The organism is Fibrobacter sp., assembly GCF_017545445.1.
In the GTDB taxonomy this organism is placed as follows: domain Bacteria; phylum Fibrobacterota; class Fibrobacteria; order Fibrobacterales; family Fibrobacteraceae; genus Fibrobacter.
In genome coordinates this window covers 1-17,541 of the sequence record NZ_JAFWOM010000174.1, presented here as the reverse complement: position 1 = coordinate 17,541, position 17,541 = coordinate 1, and the positions used below count along the sequence as shown (strand labels likewise).

General features: G+C 49.6%; 14 protein-coding genes. 6 read left to right on the top strand and 8 right to left on the bottom strand.

Features of this window, described 5'->3' with window-relative positions; translation table 11 throughout:
• The first annotated feature begins 40 nt into the window (after positions 1 to 40).
• From thiF to IKG78_RS19790, 5 genes are all read left to right on the top strand, one after another.
• On the top strand, positions 41 to 1,507 hold the full coding sequence (thiF, locus tag IKG78_RS19810; RefSeq protein ID WP_290947255.1) for a thiazole biosynthesis adenylyltransferase ThiF: 1,467 nt from the start codon (positions 41 to 43) through the stop codon (positions 1,505 to 1,507).
• A 155-nt stretch (positions 1,508 to 1,662) separates the two neighbouring features.
• A complete protein-coding gene (locus tag IKG78_RS19805; RefSeq protein ID WP_290947253.1) occupies positions 1,663 to 2,625 on the top strand; it encodes a family 2A encapsulin nanocompartment shell protein in 963 nt (320 codons plus the stop codon).
• On the top strand, positions 2,612 to 4,354 hold the full coding sequence (locus IKG78_RS19800) for a SufS family cysteine desulfurase (RefSeq protein WP_290947250.1): 1,743 nt from the start codon (positions 2,612 to 2,614) through the stop codon (positions 4,352 to 4,354). The genes IKG78_RS19805 and IKG78_RS19800 overlap by 14 nt, the downstream gene beginning before the upstream one ends.
• Positions 4,355 to 4,474: 120 nt before the next feature.
• A complete protein-coding gene (gene epsC, locus IKG78_RS19795; RefSeq protein ID WP_290947247.1) occupies positions 4,475 to 5,437 on the top strand; it encodes a serine O-acetyltransferase EpsC in 963 nt (320 codons plus the stop codon).
• A gap of 342 nt (positions 5,438 to 5,779) precedes the next feature.
• Positions 5,780 to 6,313: an alpha/beta hydrolase gene (locus IKG78_RS19790; RefSeq protein ID WP_290947243.1), complete on the top strand. Its 534-nt coding sequence runs from the start codon at positions 5,780 to 5,782 to the stop codon at positions 6,311 to 6,313.
• 15 nt (positions 6,314 to 6,328) lie between these two features.
• Here the strand turns inward: IKG78_RS19790 and IKG78_RS19785 are convergent, their stop codons facing one another.
• From IKG78_RS19785 to IKG78_RS19755, 7 genes are read right to left on the bottom strand one after another with little or no spacing between them, the layout of a single operon-like run.
• Positions 6,329 to 7,213 (bottom strand): NAD(+)/NADH kinase, encoded by an 885-nt coding sequence (locus tag IKG78_RS19785; protein ID WP_290947240.1) that lies wholly within the window; start codon positions 7,211 to 7,213, stop codon positions 6,329 to 6,331.
• Positions 7,214 to 7,265: 52 nt separating this feature from the next.
• Positions 7,266 to 7,550 (bottom strand): hypothetical protein, encoded by a 285-nt coding sequence (locus tag IKG78_RS19780; RefSeq protein WP_290947237.1) that lies wholly within the window; start codon positions 7,548 to 7,550, stop codon positions 7,266 to 7,268.
• A gap of 13 nt (positions 7,551 to 7,563) precedes the next feature.
• Positions 7,564 to 8,931, bottom strand: coding sequence for a 3-phosphoshikimate 1-carboxyvinyltransferase (locus IKG78_RS19775; RefSeq protein ID WP_290947234.1), 1,368 nt, complete (start codon positions 8,929 to 8,931; stop codon positions 7,564 to 7,566).
• A gap of 27 nt (positions 8,932 to 8,958) precedes the next feature.
• The gene (locus IKG78_RS19770; protein WP_290947231.1) at positions 8,959 to 10,173 is read right to left on the bottom strand and encodes a prephenate dehydrogenase/arogenate dehydrogenase family protein; all 1,215 of its coding nucleotides are present in this window, start codon (positions 10,171 to 10,173) and stop codon (positions 8,959 to 8,961) included.
• Complete coding sequence (locus IKG78_RS19765; protein ID WP_290947228.1) at positions 10,173 to 10,436, bottom strand: chorismate mutase; 264 nt, start codon at positions 10,434 to 10,436, stop codon at positions 10,173 to 10,175. The genes IKG78_RS19770 and IKG78_RS19765 overlap by 1 nt, the downstream gene beginning before the upstream one ends.
• 19 nt (positions 10,437 to 10,455) lie before the next feature.
• A complete protein-coding gene (locus IKG78_RS19760; RefSeq protein WP_290947225.1) occupies positions 10,456 to 12,426 on the bottom strand; it encodes a hypothetical protein in 1,971 nt (656 codons plus the stop codon).
• Positions 12,427 to 12,437: 11 nt separating this feature from the next.
• A complete protein-coding gene (locus tag IKG78_RS19755; protein ID WP_290947222.1) occupies positions 12,438 to 14,600 on the bottom strand; it encodes a hypothetical protein in 2,163 nt (720 codons plus the stop codon).
• A 221-nt stretch (positions 14,601 to 14,821) separates the two neighbouring features.
• Here IKG78_RS19755 and IKG78_RS19750 point away from each other — a divergent pair, with 221 nt between their 5' ends.
• On the top strand, positions 14,822 to 16,489 hold the full coding sequence (locus tag IKG78_RS19750; protein ID WP_290947219.1) for an ATP-binding protein: 1,668 nt from the start codon (positions 14,822 to 14,824) through the stop codon (positions 16,487 to 16,489).
• 68 nt (positions 16,490 to 16,557) lie between these two features.
• Here IKG78_RS19750 and IKG78_RS19745 read toward each other — a convergent pair.
• Positions 16,558 to 17,541 (bottom strand): FISUMP domain-containing protein (locus tag IKG78_RS19745; RefSeq protein ID WP_290947216.1); only part of this gene is annotated, 984 nt, incomplete at its 5' end.

Genomic DNA, 17,541 nt, shown 5'->3' with positions numbered 1-17,541 from the left:
TTTGTACGGAACAACCACTTTTTAATGTACGGAGAAAAAAGTGAGAATTTATATATCAGCAACCCTTAGGAATTTCTTCGGGAAAAACGCGCAAGTCAGCGTCCCCGAAAACACGGTTAGAAAGGCTCTCGCCAATTTAATTAGTACTTATCCAGAAGGAGAAAAAGTCCTTTTTGATGAAAACAACAAGCTCAGAAGTTTCATCAAAATATACCTCAATGGCAAGAATTTGAACGTCGATACACTCTGGGACGCCACACTTGAAGACGATTCTGAAATTCTGCTCTTGCCCGCGATTGCAGGCGGTGCACCGACCGACGATTCTGTCGAAAGCTTGATTTCGGACGAAAGGCGCAAAGCAGTTTCGTTTGACGACAGCGAAATTGAACGTTTCGGCAAGCATTTGATGCTACGCGATATCGGAGTCAAAGGGCAAAAACGCATCAAGGCCGCAAAAGTGGTTGTCGTGGGTGCTGGTGCTCTCGGCTCCCCCGTAATCCAATACCTCGCCGCCGCTGGCGTGGGCACAATCAAGGCCATCGACTTCGACGAAGTCTCGCTCGAAAACTTGCAGAGCCAAGTATTGCACGGCACGCGCGATTTAAAACGCCCGAAAGTCGCTTCCGCTAGAGACAAAGTCCGCAACATCAATAAGAGCATCGTCTTTGAAGCGGTCAAAGAACAGCTTGATGCATCGAACATCGAAGCAGAAATCGAAGGATACGATTTAGTCGTCGATTGCACGGACAATTACAAGGCCCGCTACTTGATCAACGACGCATGCGCATTGCACGGCATTCCCGTCGTATTCGGAGCCATCTACCAGTTCGAAGGTCAAGTCAGCATTTACAATTTGGACGGAGGCCCGTGCTTGCGTTGCCAATACCCGTCTCCTCCGCCAGCAGGACTCATCCCTTCCTGTGCCGAAGGCGGTGCCATCAGCCCGCTCCCGGGAATCATCGGAAGCATCCAGGCAAACGAAGCGCTCAAGCTCATCTTGGGCATCGGCGAACATTTGAACGGCAAAATTCTCCATGTGGATAGTTTGTACTTAACATCGAGAATTCTCAAGGTCGAACGGAATTGCCACTGCCCCATCTGCGGCAACAACCCGACAATCACAAGCGTCGAAGAAATCGATTACGAAGACCTTTGCGGCTTGAAGACCGAAAACGAAACTCCAGTGGAAGGCTTCACGCCCGAAGAACTCGCCCACCGCATCGAAAACGGCGACGACATGACCATCATCGATGTCCGTGAACCGCACGAACGAGCCATCCTCCGCTTCCCGAACGCGATTGTGATTCCGATTGGACAGCTCGCCCGCAGACAAAAAGAACTCGACCCGAACAAAGATACCATTATTATTTGCAAACAAGGTAAACGAAGCGTTCTTGCCATCAACACCTTGCGCGAAGCGGGTTACACGGGTCCGCTATACAACCTGAAAGGCGGTATCGACGCGATGAAGGATATCATGTTCTCGCACGAAGGTGCTTGGCTATAACACTAAGGGTAGAATAGGGAAAAGCTATGTCAAAAAAATTTTTCGACAAAGGCAGATTCTCATAACAACAAAATAAGCTTATTATTTTCTAATATTCACATCAAAATACTAGGAAAATAGTTTTAAACACAACTAACAATAAGAGGTAAACCACTATGGCAAATGAAGCAGAAAAGAACACTGGCATCAATGCGCTTGGCGCAAAGGCTGCCTATAACCTGGCGAACGTCACCAAGACCAAGCCGCAATTTGGCGCGCTCACACCCAAGTGGCTCACCAAGTTCCTTGAATTCAAGGGCCTTGAAACCGGTCTGTTCCGCGTGAACAAGGTCGTAGAAGGCGAAACTCCGCTGGACGTGCTCTGCAGCCAGACCAAGAAATCCGACATCATCCCGGAAGGCTACGTTGAGTACGAAACCGAACCGCGTGAATACAAGCTCAACTCCATCTCCACGATCATCAACGTCAACACCGCTATCGAAGATGTCTATAGCTCTCCGTATGATCAGGTTCAAGAACAGCTCGGTCTCGCTATCGAATCTCTCCGCGAACGTCAGGAAAGCCAGCTCATCAACAACGATGATTACGGTCTCTTGAAGAACATCGCTGACTCCCAGCGCATCCAGCCGATCCGTGACGATGGCCGCCCGACTCCGGACGACCTCGACGAACTCATCACGAAGGTTTGGAAGGAACCGTCCTTCTTCCTCGCCCACCCGCGTGCTATCGCCGCTTTCGAACGCGAATGTACCCGCCGTGGTGTGCCGCCTGTCGTTGTTGACATCGCTGGTGGCAAGTTCCTCACCTGGCGCGGCATTCCTCTCGTCCCGACCAACAAGCTCCTTGTTGACGGCGTGAAGGAACCGAAGTCCAAGGGTGGCAAGACCAACATTCTTCTCGTCCGCACTGGCGAAGCAAAGCGCGGCGTGATTGGCCTGTTCCAGGCTGGTCTCAAGAACGAACACTCTCGCGGCCTTTCTGTGCGTTTCCGCGGTATCGACAACAAGGGTGTCGCTTCTTACCTCTTGTCGCTCTACTGCTCTGCCGCAATCCTTGCAGACGATGCAATCGCAGTCCTTGAAGACGTAGAGGTTGGCGAATACTATGACTACGAATAATCCAGAAACCAGATCGCTGGAAGAACTCGCCGGAGTTCCCAATGCGGCTGAACTGGAGCAATTGGCAAATGCGTATTTTCCGGATTTGACGGATAGCGCTTATGCAGCAACCCCCGCCGCTCCCGAAGTGCAGAATGCTTCTGCATCGCAGGGTGTCAGTGCCGCTCAGGGTGCCGCAGCCATTAGCCAGACTCCAGCTTTCGACTGGGAACATCCGTTTGCGACCTATGGCGACCAGCCGACTTCTTCGGCACCGTTTGCCTACGGCGGCAATTCTAGCGATACATGGCTCAACTCCGTGGAAGCCCCTGCGGTTCCCGAAGCGGAATTCCTATCGCAGTTCGGCGATGTTCCGGCGGCCCCCGCACCTGCACAGGGCTACTCCCCGAAGGTCGTGTCCAAGACGCAGGCTGCCGAAGCAAGCCGCCAGATCGACGCTCCGACATCTCTCGGTGGCGACTCCGTGAAGACGGGTTCTGCAAACAGCGGCTCCAATTCCCGCAACGAATCTATCCGCATCGGCTCCAAGACGCTTGCCCAGATCCGTTCTGACTTCCCGATTCTCTCGAAGCAGATTAACGGTCATCCGCTCGTTTGGCTCGATAACGGAGCAACGACGCAGCGCCCGCAGGTGGTGATTGACCGTCTCAAGTACTACTACGAAAACGAGAACTCCAACGTTCACCGTGGTGCACACACGCTCGCGGCTGCCTCGACAGACGCATACGAAAATGCACGCAACATCGTTCGTGACTTTATCGGTGCTCCGTCTTCGCAAGAAGTTGTTTTCGTTCGCGGTACGACCGAAGCCATCAACTTGGTTGCAAACGCCTACGTGAAGCCGACACTCCAGCCGGGCGACGAAATCATCGTTTCCATTTTGGAACATCACGCCAACATCGTTCCTTGGCAGCTCATTGCCGAAGAAACGGGCGCGATTATCAAGGTGATTCCGTGCGATTCTACCGGTCAGCTCAAGCTCCACGATTACGAAGCATTGTTCACGAAGCGTACCAAGTTCGTTTCCGTGACGCATGTTTCGAACGTGCTCGGCACTGTAACCCCGATTGAAGAACTCATCGCCATCGCTCATAGACACGGCGTGAGAATCCTCATTGACGGAGCTCAGTCCATCGCTCACATCCCGGTAAACGTTGCAGCCCTCGATGCAGACTTCTTCGTGTTCTCTGGACATAAGGTGTTTGCTCCGACCGGTATCGGCGTTGTCTATGGCAAGAAGGAATTGCTCGAAGCAGCAAGACCTTACCATGGCGGCGGAAACATGATTGCGGACGTGACGTTCGAACGCACGATTTACAACGGAATTCCGAACAAGTTCGAAGCAGGAACGGGTAGCATCGCCGACGCTGTTGGCCTTGGTGCAGCTCTCCAGTACCTCTCCGAAATCGGTATGCCGTGCGTATTCCGCTGGGAACATGAACTGTTGCAGTACGGTCTCAAGGAATTGAAGACTGTCAAGGGTCTCCACCTTGTAGGAACCGCACTCAACAAGGCTTCTGCGCTCGCCTTCAAACTCGACGGTTATTCCGACGAAGAAGTAGGCAAGAGACTCGACGCATACGGCGTTGCCGTTCGCACCGGGCATCACTGCGCTCAGCCGGTTCTCCGCCATTTTGGCTACGAAAGTACCGTGCGACCCACTCTCGCACTCTACAACTCGCCCGATGACATCGACGCCCTCGTGAGAGCGTTGAAGACATTCGCGTAACTAGTGGTCAGTAGACAGTAGGAAGTAGACAGTGGAAAGAATGGCGGCCAAGCCGCAACAACACTTTCCTTGTCTAACTTCCTACATCCTACTTCTAACTTCCTACTTCCAACTAAATCTATGCACGAACTTATCCAAGAATCTGAAGTAGCAAAAGCCGTACAAATTATTTTCGACGATTACAATCGCGGCAAGCATATCGACAACATCGATATTTACAATCGACCCGACCAGGCCGAGATTCAAACGATTTTGCAAAATTTAATCCGAGTTGTTTATCCAGGGCACTTCAGGGATCGTTCGCATAAGATATACAACCCCAAGAACAGTTTTGCAGTCCTCATCGAAGATACCTTCTACCACCTTCATAAACAAGTGGCCATCGCATTGGATTACTGTAAACTTCGTGGCACAATGGCTTCGGACGAACGCAAAATCGAGAGCTATAGAATTTGTAAGGAATTTTTCTCCAAGATTCCGCAAGTCCGTGAATTTTTGGAAACTGATTTGCACGCCGCTTATGACGGCGACCCCGCTGCCGGCTGCTTAGACGAAATCATCCTCGCCTACCCCGGCCTCATGGCGACAACAATTTACCGCATTGCGCACGAACTTTACCTATTGCACGTTCCGGTTCTTCCACGACTCATGACCGAATACGCACACTCTAAAACGGGCATCGACATTCACCCGGGCGCAACGATTGGCAAATATTTTTTCATCGATCACGGTACAGGCATTGTGATTGGCGAAACCGCAGTCATCGGCAAGAACGTCAAGATTTACCAAGGCGTTACTTTGGGAGCACTTTCCACACGTGGAGGCCAAAGGCTCTCCGGCAAAAAGCGCCACCCGACAATTCAGGACAACGTCACCATTTACGCAGGTGCATCCATTCTCGGCGGTGACACCATCGTGGGCGAAAATGCAGTCATCGGCGGCAATGCTTTCATTACGCGTTCCATTGAAGCCAACACCCGCGTAAGCATCAAGAATTTGGAACTCGACTACACCACTACCGACAGCAAAAAGCACAAAACCACAGAATTCACGCAAAGCGAAGAGTGGTATTATATTATTTAGTAGGAAGTAGGAAGTAGGAAGTAGACAGTAGACGGTAGGCGGTTGGATGTTGGAAGAGGGAATTGTCATCCTCGGCCGTCAGGGAGGGGATCCAGTGAAACTAGAGACGAGAGTTGTGGCAAAGCCGCAACAAGCTGTAGAAAGTAGGCGGTAGGAAGTTGGTTGTCATCCTGAACGGCAAACGACGTGAAGGATCCAGTAACAGTTTGTAATTTGTGTTTAAAATTCGACGTCATTGTGCAGGCACATGCCCCGCTCCGACGGGGCATCTCCTTTTTCACAGCAAAAAAGCGAGTCAATTAATAGACTATATTTATACTAGGAAATAAACGGAGATTTTTTATGCATTACTTGATTGTTCCGGGTTTAAATAATTCTGATGAAAAACATTGGCAGACTTTTTGGCAAAAGAGCTTGCAAAACACAAGCCGAGTATCGCAATGCGACTGGGACCATCCGCAAAAAGAGGAATGGATTGCAACGCTTGGCAAAACTATTCAAAATTTGAACGAAGACACCATCATCGTAGCGCACAGCCTTGGCGTTGCGACAACCGTCATGTACCTCACGCAAAATAAGGGCCGCATTCCCTCGCACATCAAAGGTGCTTTCCTCGTTTCTCCTAGCGATGTAGATAACATAGAAGTCATCCAGCATTTCGCGCCGATGCCGCTTGAAAAGCTCCCCATCCCCGCTTGCGTTGTCGCCAGTGAAAACGACAATTTTGTCTCTATGGAACGTGCGCAATTTTTCGCTTCCGCTTGGGGCGTAAAGCTGTTCAACGCAGGCAAGCTCGGGCACATCAATTCCGCATCCGATTTACGCGAATGGGAGCAGGGCCGAGCATTCCTTGCGTCATTCGAAAAAAGCCTTTAAAGAGACCTATAAAAATTAAGCAGATCTCGGTTTTCCTGTCCAGCCGAGTTTTTCGCGGAGAGCACCGACAAAACCCGTATGACGCATGCGGATAAACGTCGTCACGAGCTTACTTTCGGACAACATCACATATTCATCCGGTTTCATTTCAAGCGTTATGCGACCGTCAAAAACAAGGTCGAGCGAGCAGTTCACAGCCGAAGCGACACGCAATTTTTTGTCCGTCAGCGAAAGCACAAGCGGTCGCACAGAAAGGCTGCTTGGAGCTACGGGCGTCAGCACCACCGCAGGCGTCGAAGGATGGATAATCGGGCCGCCCGCTGCTAAGTTGTATGCAGTCGAGCCCGTCGGCGTCGAAACGAGAATCGAATCCGCCCAGTACTCCGTCAGGCAAGTACCATTGTAAGTCACATTAATGTTCACCATGCGTTCTGGAGCATGTGCACGGACGTGGACTTCATTCAATACCGTCTGTTTCGCAATGCACTTTTTTCCGTGATAGACAGCCGCTTCAATCATCATGCGTTCGCGAGTCGAAAAATCTCCCGCGAGCAAGCTGTCAAGAGTCTTAGTCAAGCCTTCGACACGTGTTTCTGCCAAAAAGCCAACGCGGCCCGCGTTTACGCCAAGAATCGGAATGTCGTGACCAAGCGCAATGTGAGCAGCCGTAAGCACAGTACCATCACCGCCAATCGCCATCAGCAGATCCGTCTTTTGCAATGCAGATTCCTTCACGACGCGGATGGGCTTTTTCACCAGTTCCTTCAAGGAATCCAACGCACAAAACTTCACTTGCGGATGCTCAAGCGCCCAAGCGGTAATCTGCTTCAAGGCACATGCCAAATCCGTGCTTTTGTCCTTGAATCCGACAATTCCAATGTTGCTAAAAGACTTGTTCATTTTCATCCTCAAGTTTCGCGTTCACTCAAAGCGTTTGTTCCAATGCAATAGCCTAATTTATGGGTCCTATCCCTACGTTTTTCTTTGCCAGCCAAGAAGGAGATCCCGGAACGGAGTCCGGGATGACAAGCACAGAGCATTGCAAATCCGGGATGACAAGCACAGAGCATTGCAAATCCGGGATGACAAGCACAGAGCATTGCAAGTCCGGGATGACAAGCACAGTGCATTGCAAGTCTGGGATGACAAGCACAGTACATTGCCAATCCGGGATGACAGGCTGGATGACAAACAGCATCCTGTCATTCTGGAAACATGAAATGTCAATAGAATCCAAGCAAACATGCTTTCTATTCCTTCTTCTCGGTGTTTTCTGCGACAAGAACTTTCTTCAGCTTTTCGACAACACCTGGGAACATTGCTTCTACCTTGTCCATATTCTCGACCGGTTCGTCGTTCTGCAAAGCAATCGACAAAACGCTCAACGCAAGCCCTGTCTGAGCCGACTCGCCTCCGTCAAAATCGCTGCCGTTCACAATCGTTTCCAAACCGCGAATCACAAGACCGTCGTCATAAACGCCCACTTCGGCACCCGTCTTGCGGAGATTAATCGCCAAAAATTCATTCTTCGGGCGCATTTCCACACGCACTTCTTTCGGCACACGCAAAATCGTTTCGCCTTCGGCGTAGCAAGCCGCCACCGCCAAAAGCGGATATTCTTCGAGGCCAGTCGCAATCACGTCTTCGCTAAAGCGGCGGCCCTGCAAACGTTTGCCGGACGCAAGCGGCTTGATTTCGACATCGCCAAACACATCACCATACTTTTCGCGACGGCTGACCGTTTCGATGTTCGCCCCCATGCGTTTGAGGCACGTCAAAGCCCCCGCACGGCTGCTGTTCAAATCGACGTTCAAAAGCCTGATGACGTTATCCTTGGGAATATTGCCCACAGTCGCAAGTACCGCAAAAGCCGTCGCTTCGGTCGTATCGCCCGGCACATAGTATTCACGTGCCGTAATCACCTTCGTCTCCGAAAGTTCCGTGAACTGAGTGCGTTCAATCTTCTTGCCTTGAGCAATCATCAAGCGGCGTTCGAATTCACTCAGCTGTTCCATGCCGCGGCCTTCGTACTTTACTGCCGCACCAAAGTAAATGAGCATTTTCGTCCACTGGTCATGCACCGTCGATTTTTCTTCAAAATTCAAATAATCATTACGGATAAGTGCGCGGAGCAAAAGCCTATTGCGCATCGCGTAAGAGACGTTCCCCAGCGAATCCTTCTTGACGTTCAGTTCGTCTCGCAAAAAATTAAAGACAAACTTTGCAGGTTCATCTTTCTGAACTTTAATCTTGAAATACTTCTGCAAAGTCTCTTTGGCGTTATTCACGCGGGCAATTCCCGCATCGTCAACTTCGGCAGCGAACGTGTAAAGTTGTTCATCATCCTTACTCGCCAGCGTCCACAACAAAACGTTATCCGCTTCGTTGAACTTGAACGGAAGCATCGTCGGAATAGAATACTGGAATCCCTTGCCATTCAAGACAAGCTGATGTCCTTGCAATTCGTAAGTGAGACCAAAATCTTTCAGCGCCTCGGCATACTTTTCACTACCACTTGCCCACGCAAAATTTTCCAACACGGTGCGGCCATTCACCAAAAGAGCCATCACCAATGTCAAGTTCATCCGTTCACGGTCGGGATTCATCAAGAATTCCATCGTACAATCCTTAAAGTTCTCAACAAATTATCGTCTTTCTTTAACTTCGTATTCCAGGTACTGGAGCGTCTTTACAGCACGAGCCGCTTCTTCTTCGGTCTTGAATGCAAGCAACAACGTACCCGCCACGTTTTCACGAACCTTCATGAGTTCGATATCGCGAATGTTGATGCCTTCTTCGGCAAGCGGCTGCATCACGCTCAAAAGCGCACCAGGCTTGTCCTTCAGCTGCACCGTAATTTCAAAGAACGAAGCCGTATTCCGGCCCGGAGCAAACAAACTCGCACGGCCATCGTTCCCCGCCTTGAATATATCGGCAAGGGCCTGCGAATTATCCGCCACGACGCTCTGTTCGTCATTTTCAAAATTGCCAGAAGCGGGCTTGCCGTCCTTCACGACGTTGAGGCCCTCCATCGCTGCAATCGTCCTGTCGAGACCTTCACGGACTTCGCAAAGCGCACGCGTCGTCTCGTCGCGATTCGTCACCGCGATGTCGTGCCACATTCCCCACCCTGAAGCCGCAATACGCGTCATGTCGCGGAATGCGCGGCCTGCAAAGTGCTGGTAATTGTGTTTGAGCAAACGTTCCGGCAAATTCCCGGCCAGCGTCGAGCTCAGCATCTGCGGCATGTGGCTCACCCACGCCATCGTACGGTCATGATGTTCCGGCGGGAACACCACAGGGTTTGCCCCCACAAAACGAATCATCTCCAAAAGCGGAGCATAAGCCGATTCAGGCGTCCCTTCCGGCGGGCAAACGAACCAATACGCATTTTCAAAAATCGCAGGATCGTTGTATTCGCAAGTACGCTTTTCGGAACCCGCCATCGGGTGGCTACCGACAAAACGGAACGGAGCAGGCAAACGCATGCCCGCCTTGCAAATTTCCACCTTCGTCGAGCCGATATCGCTCACCAAAATTTCGCGGTCCGCGGCTACTTCAGAACCCGCCCACGAAACACGGCCCAAAGCATCAATCATCTTCAAAATATGGACAATCGGCGCACAGAGCAAAATCAAGTCCGAATCTTTGGCCCATTCTTCGGTCTCATCGTACTGGAAAAATTCATCGGCAAGTTCAAGATCTTGAGCGCGTTTAAGCGTCGAAGGCGAACTCACCGCACGGATGATTGTCGGAAGTTTCGCCTGCTTGATGGCTGCCGCAACGGAACTTGCAAGCAAGCCAAAGCCCACCATCGTAATGCGTCTAAACGAGAGACGACCGCTAAAGCCATCAGCCATTATTCTTCCACCTTGCAAGTTTCATCAATGATAACCCGGAAAATATTCTTGAACGATTCCGGGGACAACGGACCACCAGCCTTTGCGGCCTTTTCGGCAACGAGATTCAAGACGGCCTGTTCGCGGCCAGCATCCAACACGGGCAGGCCCTTCTGCTTTTTTATTTTCCCTATTTCTACAGCAAAAGAAGCCCTCTTGTTGAGGAGAGCAATCAGTTCATCATTCAGTTCGTCAATTCGAATACGCCAATCATTAATATCCATATCTACGAATGTAGAAAAATCACACGTCGCCGTTGCTGAACCCAAGCGATTCTTCTAGCCATGTGTCCGTTCGCTGGACGGCAACGCGGCTCTGGTAAGACTTGCGGCCCGCCCGATATTGCGCCCACTTGACGGCAAGCGAAGCAAAGGGCCCCGCGTGGCGAAATAGCGACGTCAAAGCCGACGGTAAATTCCGCCTGAGCACCTCGTCTTCGAAACTCGCATAATGGCTTGCGCTGCCCGGATCGCCCTGACGTGCAGAACGTCCAAACAGCTGGCGGTCGATTCGCGACGACATGTTGCATTCCGTCGCAATCACGTGGAGCCCGCCAATCTTTTTCACGCCTGCGGGAATCTTGATGTCCGTGCCGCGGCCCGCCATGTTTGTAGCAACCGTAATCGCCCCCGCCTTACCGGCTTCAGCAACGACATTCGCCTCGTCATCGCTGCGGACTGCGTTGATAATTCGGCAATGGAGTCCCAGTTCAGAAAGCATACGGCCAAACGTTTCGCTTTCGTCAATATCCTTTGTACCAATCAACACCGGGCGGCCCAATTTATGGATGCGGACAACTTCAGCCACAATCGCCTTACGCTTCTTTTCCTTAGTCGTGTAAGTTTTCAAGCGGTAAATTTTTCGTTTGTTCTTACGGTGGTTCGGGATGCAGAGCACCGGTGTCCCGTAAATCATCCAGAACTCGTTCGACGCTTCCTTCCCCGTCCCGGTCATTCCCGAAAAATGCTTGTACAGCCTAAAGAAACGCTGGAAGCTCATTCTCGCTTCGGTCTCCTTGAGGCCCGTCAACTCCAAGCCCTCTTTCAGTTCTATCATCTGGTGCAGCCCGCCATTCCAGGAACGCATCGGCATCTTGCGGCCCGTCGATTCATCAACAATGATAACCTTCCCCTCTTCAATCAGATATTGACGGCCAAGAACAAAAAGCTCCTTCGCAATCAAAGCCTGACGCACCAAGTCCTTCAAGAAGGAAGCCCTGCAAAAGCCGCCGTTTCCCTCGCCCTTTTCGGCAAGTTCATCTTGAATTTCTTCGAGGCGTGCATCCATATCTACCAAAAAACGCACCGTACGCAACTTGATATCAACCTTGTAATCCACATCGCGAACCAAGTTGCCCGAAAGTTCAAAGGCGATTTCGCAAGTCCTGTTGAACCCCTTGTTCTCTTTTTCACGCGAGATAATCAAAGGCGTTACGGCCTCATCAATCAGTACGTTGTCCGCTTCATCCACAATAGCGGTATAAAGCCCTCGCTGAACAAGTTTATCAGAAACAGCCTTTTGCTGCAACGTAAAGCTATCCAGAATACGCTTCGAGAACTTTTGACTTTTGCCCATGGCAATCCGGTCTCGCAGAAAATCGGCAAGCACTTCTTTCGCCGTGGAATACGTCACATCGGCAGCGTAACCCGCACGTCTCTCGGGAGGCTTCATGGCACCCGTCACAGCGGCGACAGAAACTCCGCAAAAATTATAAAGCGGTTTCATAATCTGCGCATCGCGCGAAGCCAGATAATCATTCGCCGTAATCACATGGCATGGGCGACCGCTCCAGCCGCGAATAACGCCGCACATAGCAGCCGTAACCGTCTTGCCTTCGCCTGTGGACATTTCCGCAATGTAGCCGTTATACAAAGCAAGGGCACCCGCAATTTGTTCGACATAAGGGCGATACCCCAAAACACGAGCCACCGATTCCTGCACAATCGCAAACGCTTCGGCCAGCACGTCATCACGAACAGGCCGCTTGAACTTTTCGCGGATAACAATGATTTTTTTTCTCAGTTCAGAAGATTCCAAAGAGGAAAATTCCTTCCCGATAGCGTCGATTTTCCTTGCAGTCTTAAGCGTTTTGTGGCGGACACTGGAACGTTCCTTGAACATTCCCACAAAACGATAAACCATCGCGTCAGCCCCGGTCGGGATTTTCTTGATGCGTTTCAGCGAGGTCAGCCTGTAATTTTCAGTCAAGTTCATTTATGGACCCATCACAGCCTATAGTACTTCTGCAATGCTTGACGCACCTTGCGGATTCCCTGCAATGCAAGCGGTTTTGTCCCCAAGTCAAAACGGATTTTTCCAGAACGCCCATGCATCTTGAGCACACGACCGTCCTTATCCAAAAGTCTTGTCCTTACAAGATAAACGGGTTCAGCAGTTTGTTCCGAATAGCCGTTCGTTTTCGTTTCGATATCACCTCCGCCATGCCATCCCAACGCATTGGACGGGAGTTTGTCCTGAGCCGTTGGAATCACTTGAATCGAGTCGGTCGAAAGTTCCGTAAAAGCGTCGCCATTCAAGCGAATGCTCGTCTTGTGCGTCACGCCCGAAAACAGTCGCGAAACATCCTCCTGGCTTACCACCGCGACAAAATCAAACGAGTTCGTATCTAGCAAGAGACCGACGGAATCCCCCTTCTTGATATATTTTCCCACATAATTTTCAATGTCTCCGGCACTCAAGACTCCATCCATCCCGGCGACAAGAGTCAACCGTTTTTGACGTTCAAGCAAATCGTTCAGCCCTTGATTCAGCACGTTCAAGCGAATCTTTATCGGAAGCATGTTTTCTGGGGCGTTTTCCAATGCACGGTAATACATCTGGTTCGCCTCGCTAATTTCGCCCTGTTTCTCTTCGATTTTGTAATCCAGTTCTGGATTTTTTAAAACCATGAGAGTATCACCGACATGCAAATAATCGTTCGAAATATGTTTTACATCAGTCACCATGCCGCTTTCGCCGACAATGCCATTTTCGTAACGAGTCGCCTCGATAACCCCCGGAGCCGTAAACGTATCGGGGACAGGCAAGTAGAACAAAACACCCACAAGTGAAGCTAGCACAAATAAAGTCGTAAACACTGCACGGCCACGAACTTGTGCCAAAGCAGGACCCGCAAATATGTATTTCAAGAACTTACCAAACGGTATGACAAGCATCGTCAAGCAAAGCAACGTCCCCATGATGAACGAGAGAATCAAGTAATGTTCCGAAATCGCGATGACAAGTCCCGCAAACAAGAAGAACCTGTAAATGGCACTTGCGATGCCGTAGAACGTATAAACAAATCGTTCATTCCACGATTCCGCTACATTTTCGGCATCGTACTTGCGGAACACGTAGCGTTCCAAGAGATACTTCAAGTGGCTCACGGAACGTTGTTGCAAATTGGGCATATCCAGCAAGTCCGTCAAGATGTAATAACCGTCAAAACGCATCAAAGGGTTGATATTGAAGAGCACCGTAGAGACAGAACAAATTATAAATACATTGTATGCAAGAGCCTTGAGGATTCCGCCTCCAAGATTTGCCCACAAAATCAAGGCAACCGCAGCGATAAAGAATTCAAACAGCATACCGCCGGCACCAACAAACACGCGATGCCACTTTTTGCGAAATGACCAACTGGCCGAAGCATCCATATACGGAAGCGGAGCCAAAAGCATGAACATGACGCCCACCGTATGGACCTCGCCCCCATACTTCTTCACCACCGCGCTATGTCCAAATTCATGGAGCAATTTGACAATCACGGTACAGACATAGACCCAGCCGATATTCGACGGAGAGAGGAACCCATGCGTTTGGTCCTTGAGCGTATCGAAATTTTCAATGCCATACTTTGCAGCCACGATAATGGCGGCAAGCCAGACAAATGCAAACGGAACGCTCAGCAAAATGTTGATGAGCCACTTGAGACGCCGTAGCAAGAACTCAGGGTCGAAAACAGGCACTTTCAAAAAGAAAATGTTCAAAAGCGTGGCCTTCACCTTCTTTTGCACCTTCTTCTTGTTGCGGTCGAACAACATCATGCCATCATCGACGCCCTCGTACAAGAGCATGTTCGACTGGTACAGTTGCGAAAGCATCTCGATGACTTCGCCTTGGCTAGGCACGTTTTCCATACCGCTGTTCAGCAAATCGTTCCAAACCTCGCCCACGGTCTTGCGGGAACTCAACTTGGAGATAAATTCGTAAGCCCCTTGAGGCAGGCGGTAATACTGGTTAGTAAACGGTTCATAAAGCACATACCACAAAACACCGCGGTACACCTGACGGTGAACACGAACGCTGGCACGCAGAGTAATTTTACTCTCCGCAAGCCGGTACCAGGATTCATGAAAAATCTTTCGCTGCTGGTCAAGAATCATCAAAGCACCTTACAAAATAAACTCATTCCAAGACAAACTTTGTTATAAAATATAGCAATTAGTTATGTAAAGTTTTCACGCAGTCTTTACAAAAAGCTCAATCAAAATGCACAACATTCAACAGAAAGGTATTTCAAAGACGGCATGCACGCTTGACCAAAAGCCCTTCATAATCGGGGCGGTCCCAATCCATCACACAGCAAAAAATATATATTGTCAATATGGCTCGTAAATTTCCCATAGGCATTCAGACATTCTCAAAAATTCGGCAAGATAACGCGATCTACGTTGACAAGACCGCTTTAGTCTATAAATTAGCGAACGAGGGGCAAGTCTATTTCCTCGCACGTCCGCGACGTTTCGGGAAGTCTCTCCTCATCAGCACGCTCGACGACTACTTCTCGGGCCGCAAGGAGCTGTTTTCAGGGCTTGCTATTGAAAGTCTCGAAACCGAATGGAAAAAGCATCCGGTGCTCAGGTTCGATTTCAGCCGAATGAAATTCCAAAGGCCCGGCGATTTGGACGAACTTTTAGACATTCAGTTAAAGGAATTCGAATCACTTTATGGAATTCACGGACAGCTTGCACAATCGTGCAAAGAAAAACTAAAAAACAGTTCTCGTTTGCAAAACTTGATTCTTGCAGCAGAACAGCAAACCGGCCAACAAGTCGTATTCCTAGCCGATGAATATGACGCTCCGTTGCTAGACACACTTGTTGACAAAGCATCCTTTGAGTCCATGCGGCAGACGCTTCGCGATTTCTACAGCCCATTGAAAAGCCTCGATGCTCACTTGAGATTCATCTTCATTACCGGCATCACCAAGTTATCCTTACATGTCATTCCCGCCTCCGAGCGGGAATCTCCTTTTTTTGGGATACCCGATCAAGTCGGGTATGACACAGGATGGGCTGGACTGAATCATTTGTCCGATATTTCGATGCTTGACGAGTACGCGACCCTCTGCGGTATTTCCGAAGAGGAACTACACACGCAAATGAAACCCGAAATCGAGGCTATGGCGGCCGCAACAGGAAAAACTTTTGAACAAGTGTGTGACGGACTCAAACGTAAATACGACGGCTACCATTTTTCGATAAAATCGCCCGACATCTACAATCCGTTCAGCTTGATGAATTCGCTGCAAAAGAAGGAACTCACCAACTACTGGTTCGAAACGGGAACGCCAATACATCTTATAGAACAAATCAAAAAATTCAATATAAATCCTGAAGAAATCGCCAAAGGCATCGAAGCAACGGCGGACATGTTCAACATCCCGGCTGAAAGTTCCGCAAACCCAATGCCTGTACTTTACCAAAGCGGCTATTTGACAATCAAAGGGTTCCGCCCACGCGGCAGTGTTTATAGACTTGCAATTCCCAATGAAGAAGTCCGTGAAGGAATGTTCAAAAATCTGCTACCTCACTATGCTGGTATTGAAAAAAGCAAGAGTGACACATTCATTATCCGCTTTACAGATGCCATTTACGACGGTAAATTGGATGACGCAATGGAAATGTTGCGTGCGTTCCTGAGTTCAATCCCCTACGACGCTGAACAACAGGACGAAGACCATTACAAAACCATTTTCTATCTTCTGTTTCGCATGTGCTCGCCATTCGTCACCGAAACAGAGGCCCGCAGTGCCGCAGGGCGTGCCGATGCCGTAGTCGAGACGAACGATGCTGTTTATGTATTCGAGTTTAATTTAGACAAGGCAGCGACAGTCGAAGAAGCTATAAAACAGATTGACGACAAAGGTTACCTGATTCCCTATACCGTTAAAAAAATGGACAACGGGACACCAAAAAAGCTTTTCAAAATCGGAGCGATTATAGATTCAGACAAACGCACTCTCGGTGAATGGAAGATGGTCGAAGGGTAAGCCAACTTGTTGATTACAAAAAAAGCCCGGACAACGTATGATTGCCGGGCATGACAAAATAAGCGAAACTACTGTTCAACTTTTACGCAACGGACGGAGAAACCGTCGGTTTTCTTATTGCTCGCATTACGATCAGGAGCATAATCATCTAATGCAGAGACAAAACCTGCGTATGCACGCAAATCTTTCCCTTTTTCATATTCCTCGGAATAATACCAATATGCACCCAATTTCAAATCAGCAAATCCACCTTCAGCCTTTCTCAAGCCAGCACCGGTAAGGGATAAGCCGCTGTAGTTATTTCCACCAAAGCCATAAGCAGAACGGGTTCCTTTGATGCCATATTCATTTGTTTCTGCATGCCAAGCGATGTAAAAATCAGCGTATGTCATCAATCGCCAACCTTCAGGGCAAATGCCTCGATGGTTTTCTTGTATCAAATCAGAACAACTTTCGGTATTGCAACGGCTGGGCAGTTGCATCATCTCCGCCCACTGGTACAATCCACCAAATTCATCGCACTTGGTGGTATCATTGTTATAGCAGTAGCGTTCAATCTTGGTATCGTCGTTCTGGTCATTTTTTCCAAGAACCATTTCACCAATATTCAGATTCTCAGCCATAATGGTTACAGAGTCTTTGTCACCAAGATAATCTTTACCAATTATCTTGATATAGTAGTAACTACGCCCATTACGAGGGTCGGTAAACTGTTTGTAAGCATCCTTGCCTACCTTACTTGCATTGGCATGTGTCTTCGAGTGATCAAAGGGGACATACTCGCTGCTGCTACTCGCGACGGCTTTTTGGCTGCTGCTTGTCATCCCGGACTCAGCCTGCCCCGGACTCTGTTCCGGGGTTCCGGAATCAGATTTTTGACTGGAGGAAGAAGGCTTGCTGTTACTAGATCCTATCGCTCCGCTCCAGGATGACGATGAGGTTTTGCCCGAAGATGACGAAACAACCTTTTTACTGGAGGAGGAGGGCTTACTGTTACTGGATCCTATCGCTCCGCTCCAGGATGACGATGAGGCTTTGCCCGAAGATGACGA

What these genes read in the sequence shown, in the direction of transcription:
- IKG78_RS19805 (WP_290947253.1), top strand. Translation starts at nt 1,663, where the DNA reads ATGGCAAATGAAGCAGAAAAGAACACTGGCATCAATGCGCTTGGCGCA.
- IKG78_RS19800 (WP_290947250.1), top strand. Translation starts at nt 2,612, where the DNA reads ATGACTACGAATAATCCAGAAACCAGATCGCTGGAAGAACTCGCCGGA.
- epsC (WP_290947247.1), top strand. Translation starts at nt 4,475, where the DNA reads ATGCACGAACTTATCCAAGAATCTGAAGTAGCAAAAGCCGTACAAATT.
- IKG78_RS19790 (WP_290947243.1), top strand. Translation starts at nt 5,780, where the DNA reads ATGCATTACTTGATTGTTCCGGGTTTAAATAATTCTGATGAAAAACAT.
- IKG78_RS19785 (WP_290947240.1), bottom strand. Translation starts at nt 7,213, where the DNA reads ATGAACAAGTCTTTTAGCAACATTGGAATTGTCGGATTCAAGGACAAA.
- IKG78_RS19775 (WP_290947234.1), bottom strand. Translation starts at nt 8,931, where the DNA reads ATGGAATTCTTGATGAATCCCGACCGTGAACGGATGAACTTGACATTG.
- IKG78_RS19770 (WP_290947231.1), bottom strand. Translation starts at nt 10,173, where the DNA reads ATGGCTGATGGCTTTAGCGGTCGTCTCTCGTTTAGACGCATTACGATG.
- IKG78_RS19765 (WP_290947228.1), bottom strand. Translation starts at nt 10,436, where the DNA reads ATGGATATTAATGATTGGCGTATTCGAATTGACGAACTGAATGATGAA.
- IKG78_RS19760 (WP_290947225.1), bottom strand. Translation starts at nt 12,426, where the DNA reads ATGAACTTGACTGAAAATTACAGGCTGACCTCGCTGAAACGCATCAAG.
- IKG78_RS19755 (WP_290947222.1), bottom strand. Translation starts at nt 14,600, where the DNA reads ATGATTCTTGACCAGCAGCGAAAGATTTTTCATGAATCCTGGTACCGG.
- IKG78_RS19750 (WP_290947219.1), top strand. Translation starts at nt 14,822, where the DNA reads ATGGCTCGTAAATTTCCCATAGGCATTCAGACATTCTCAAAAATTCGG.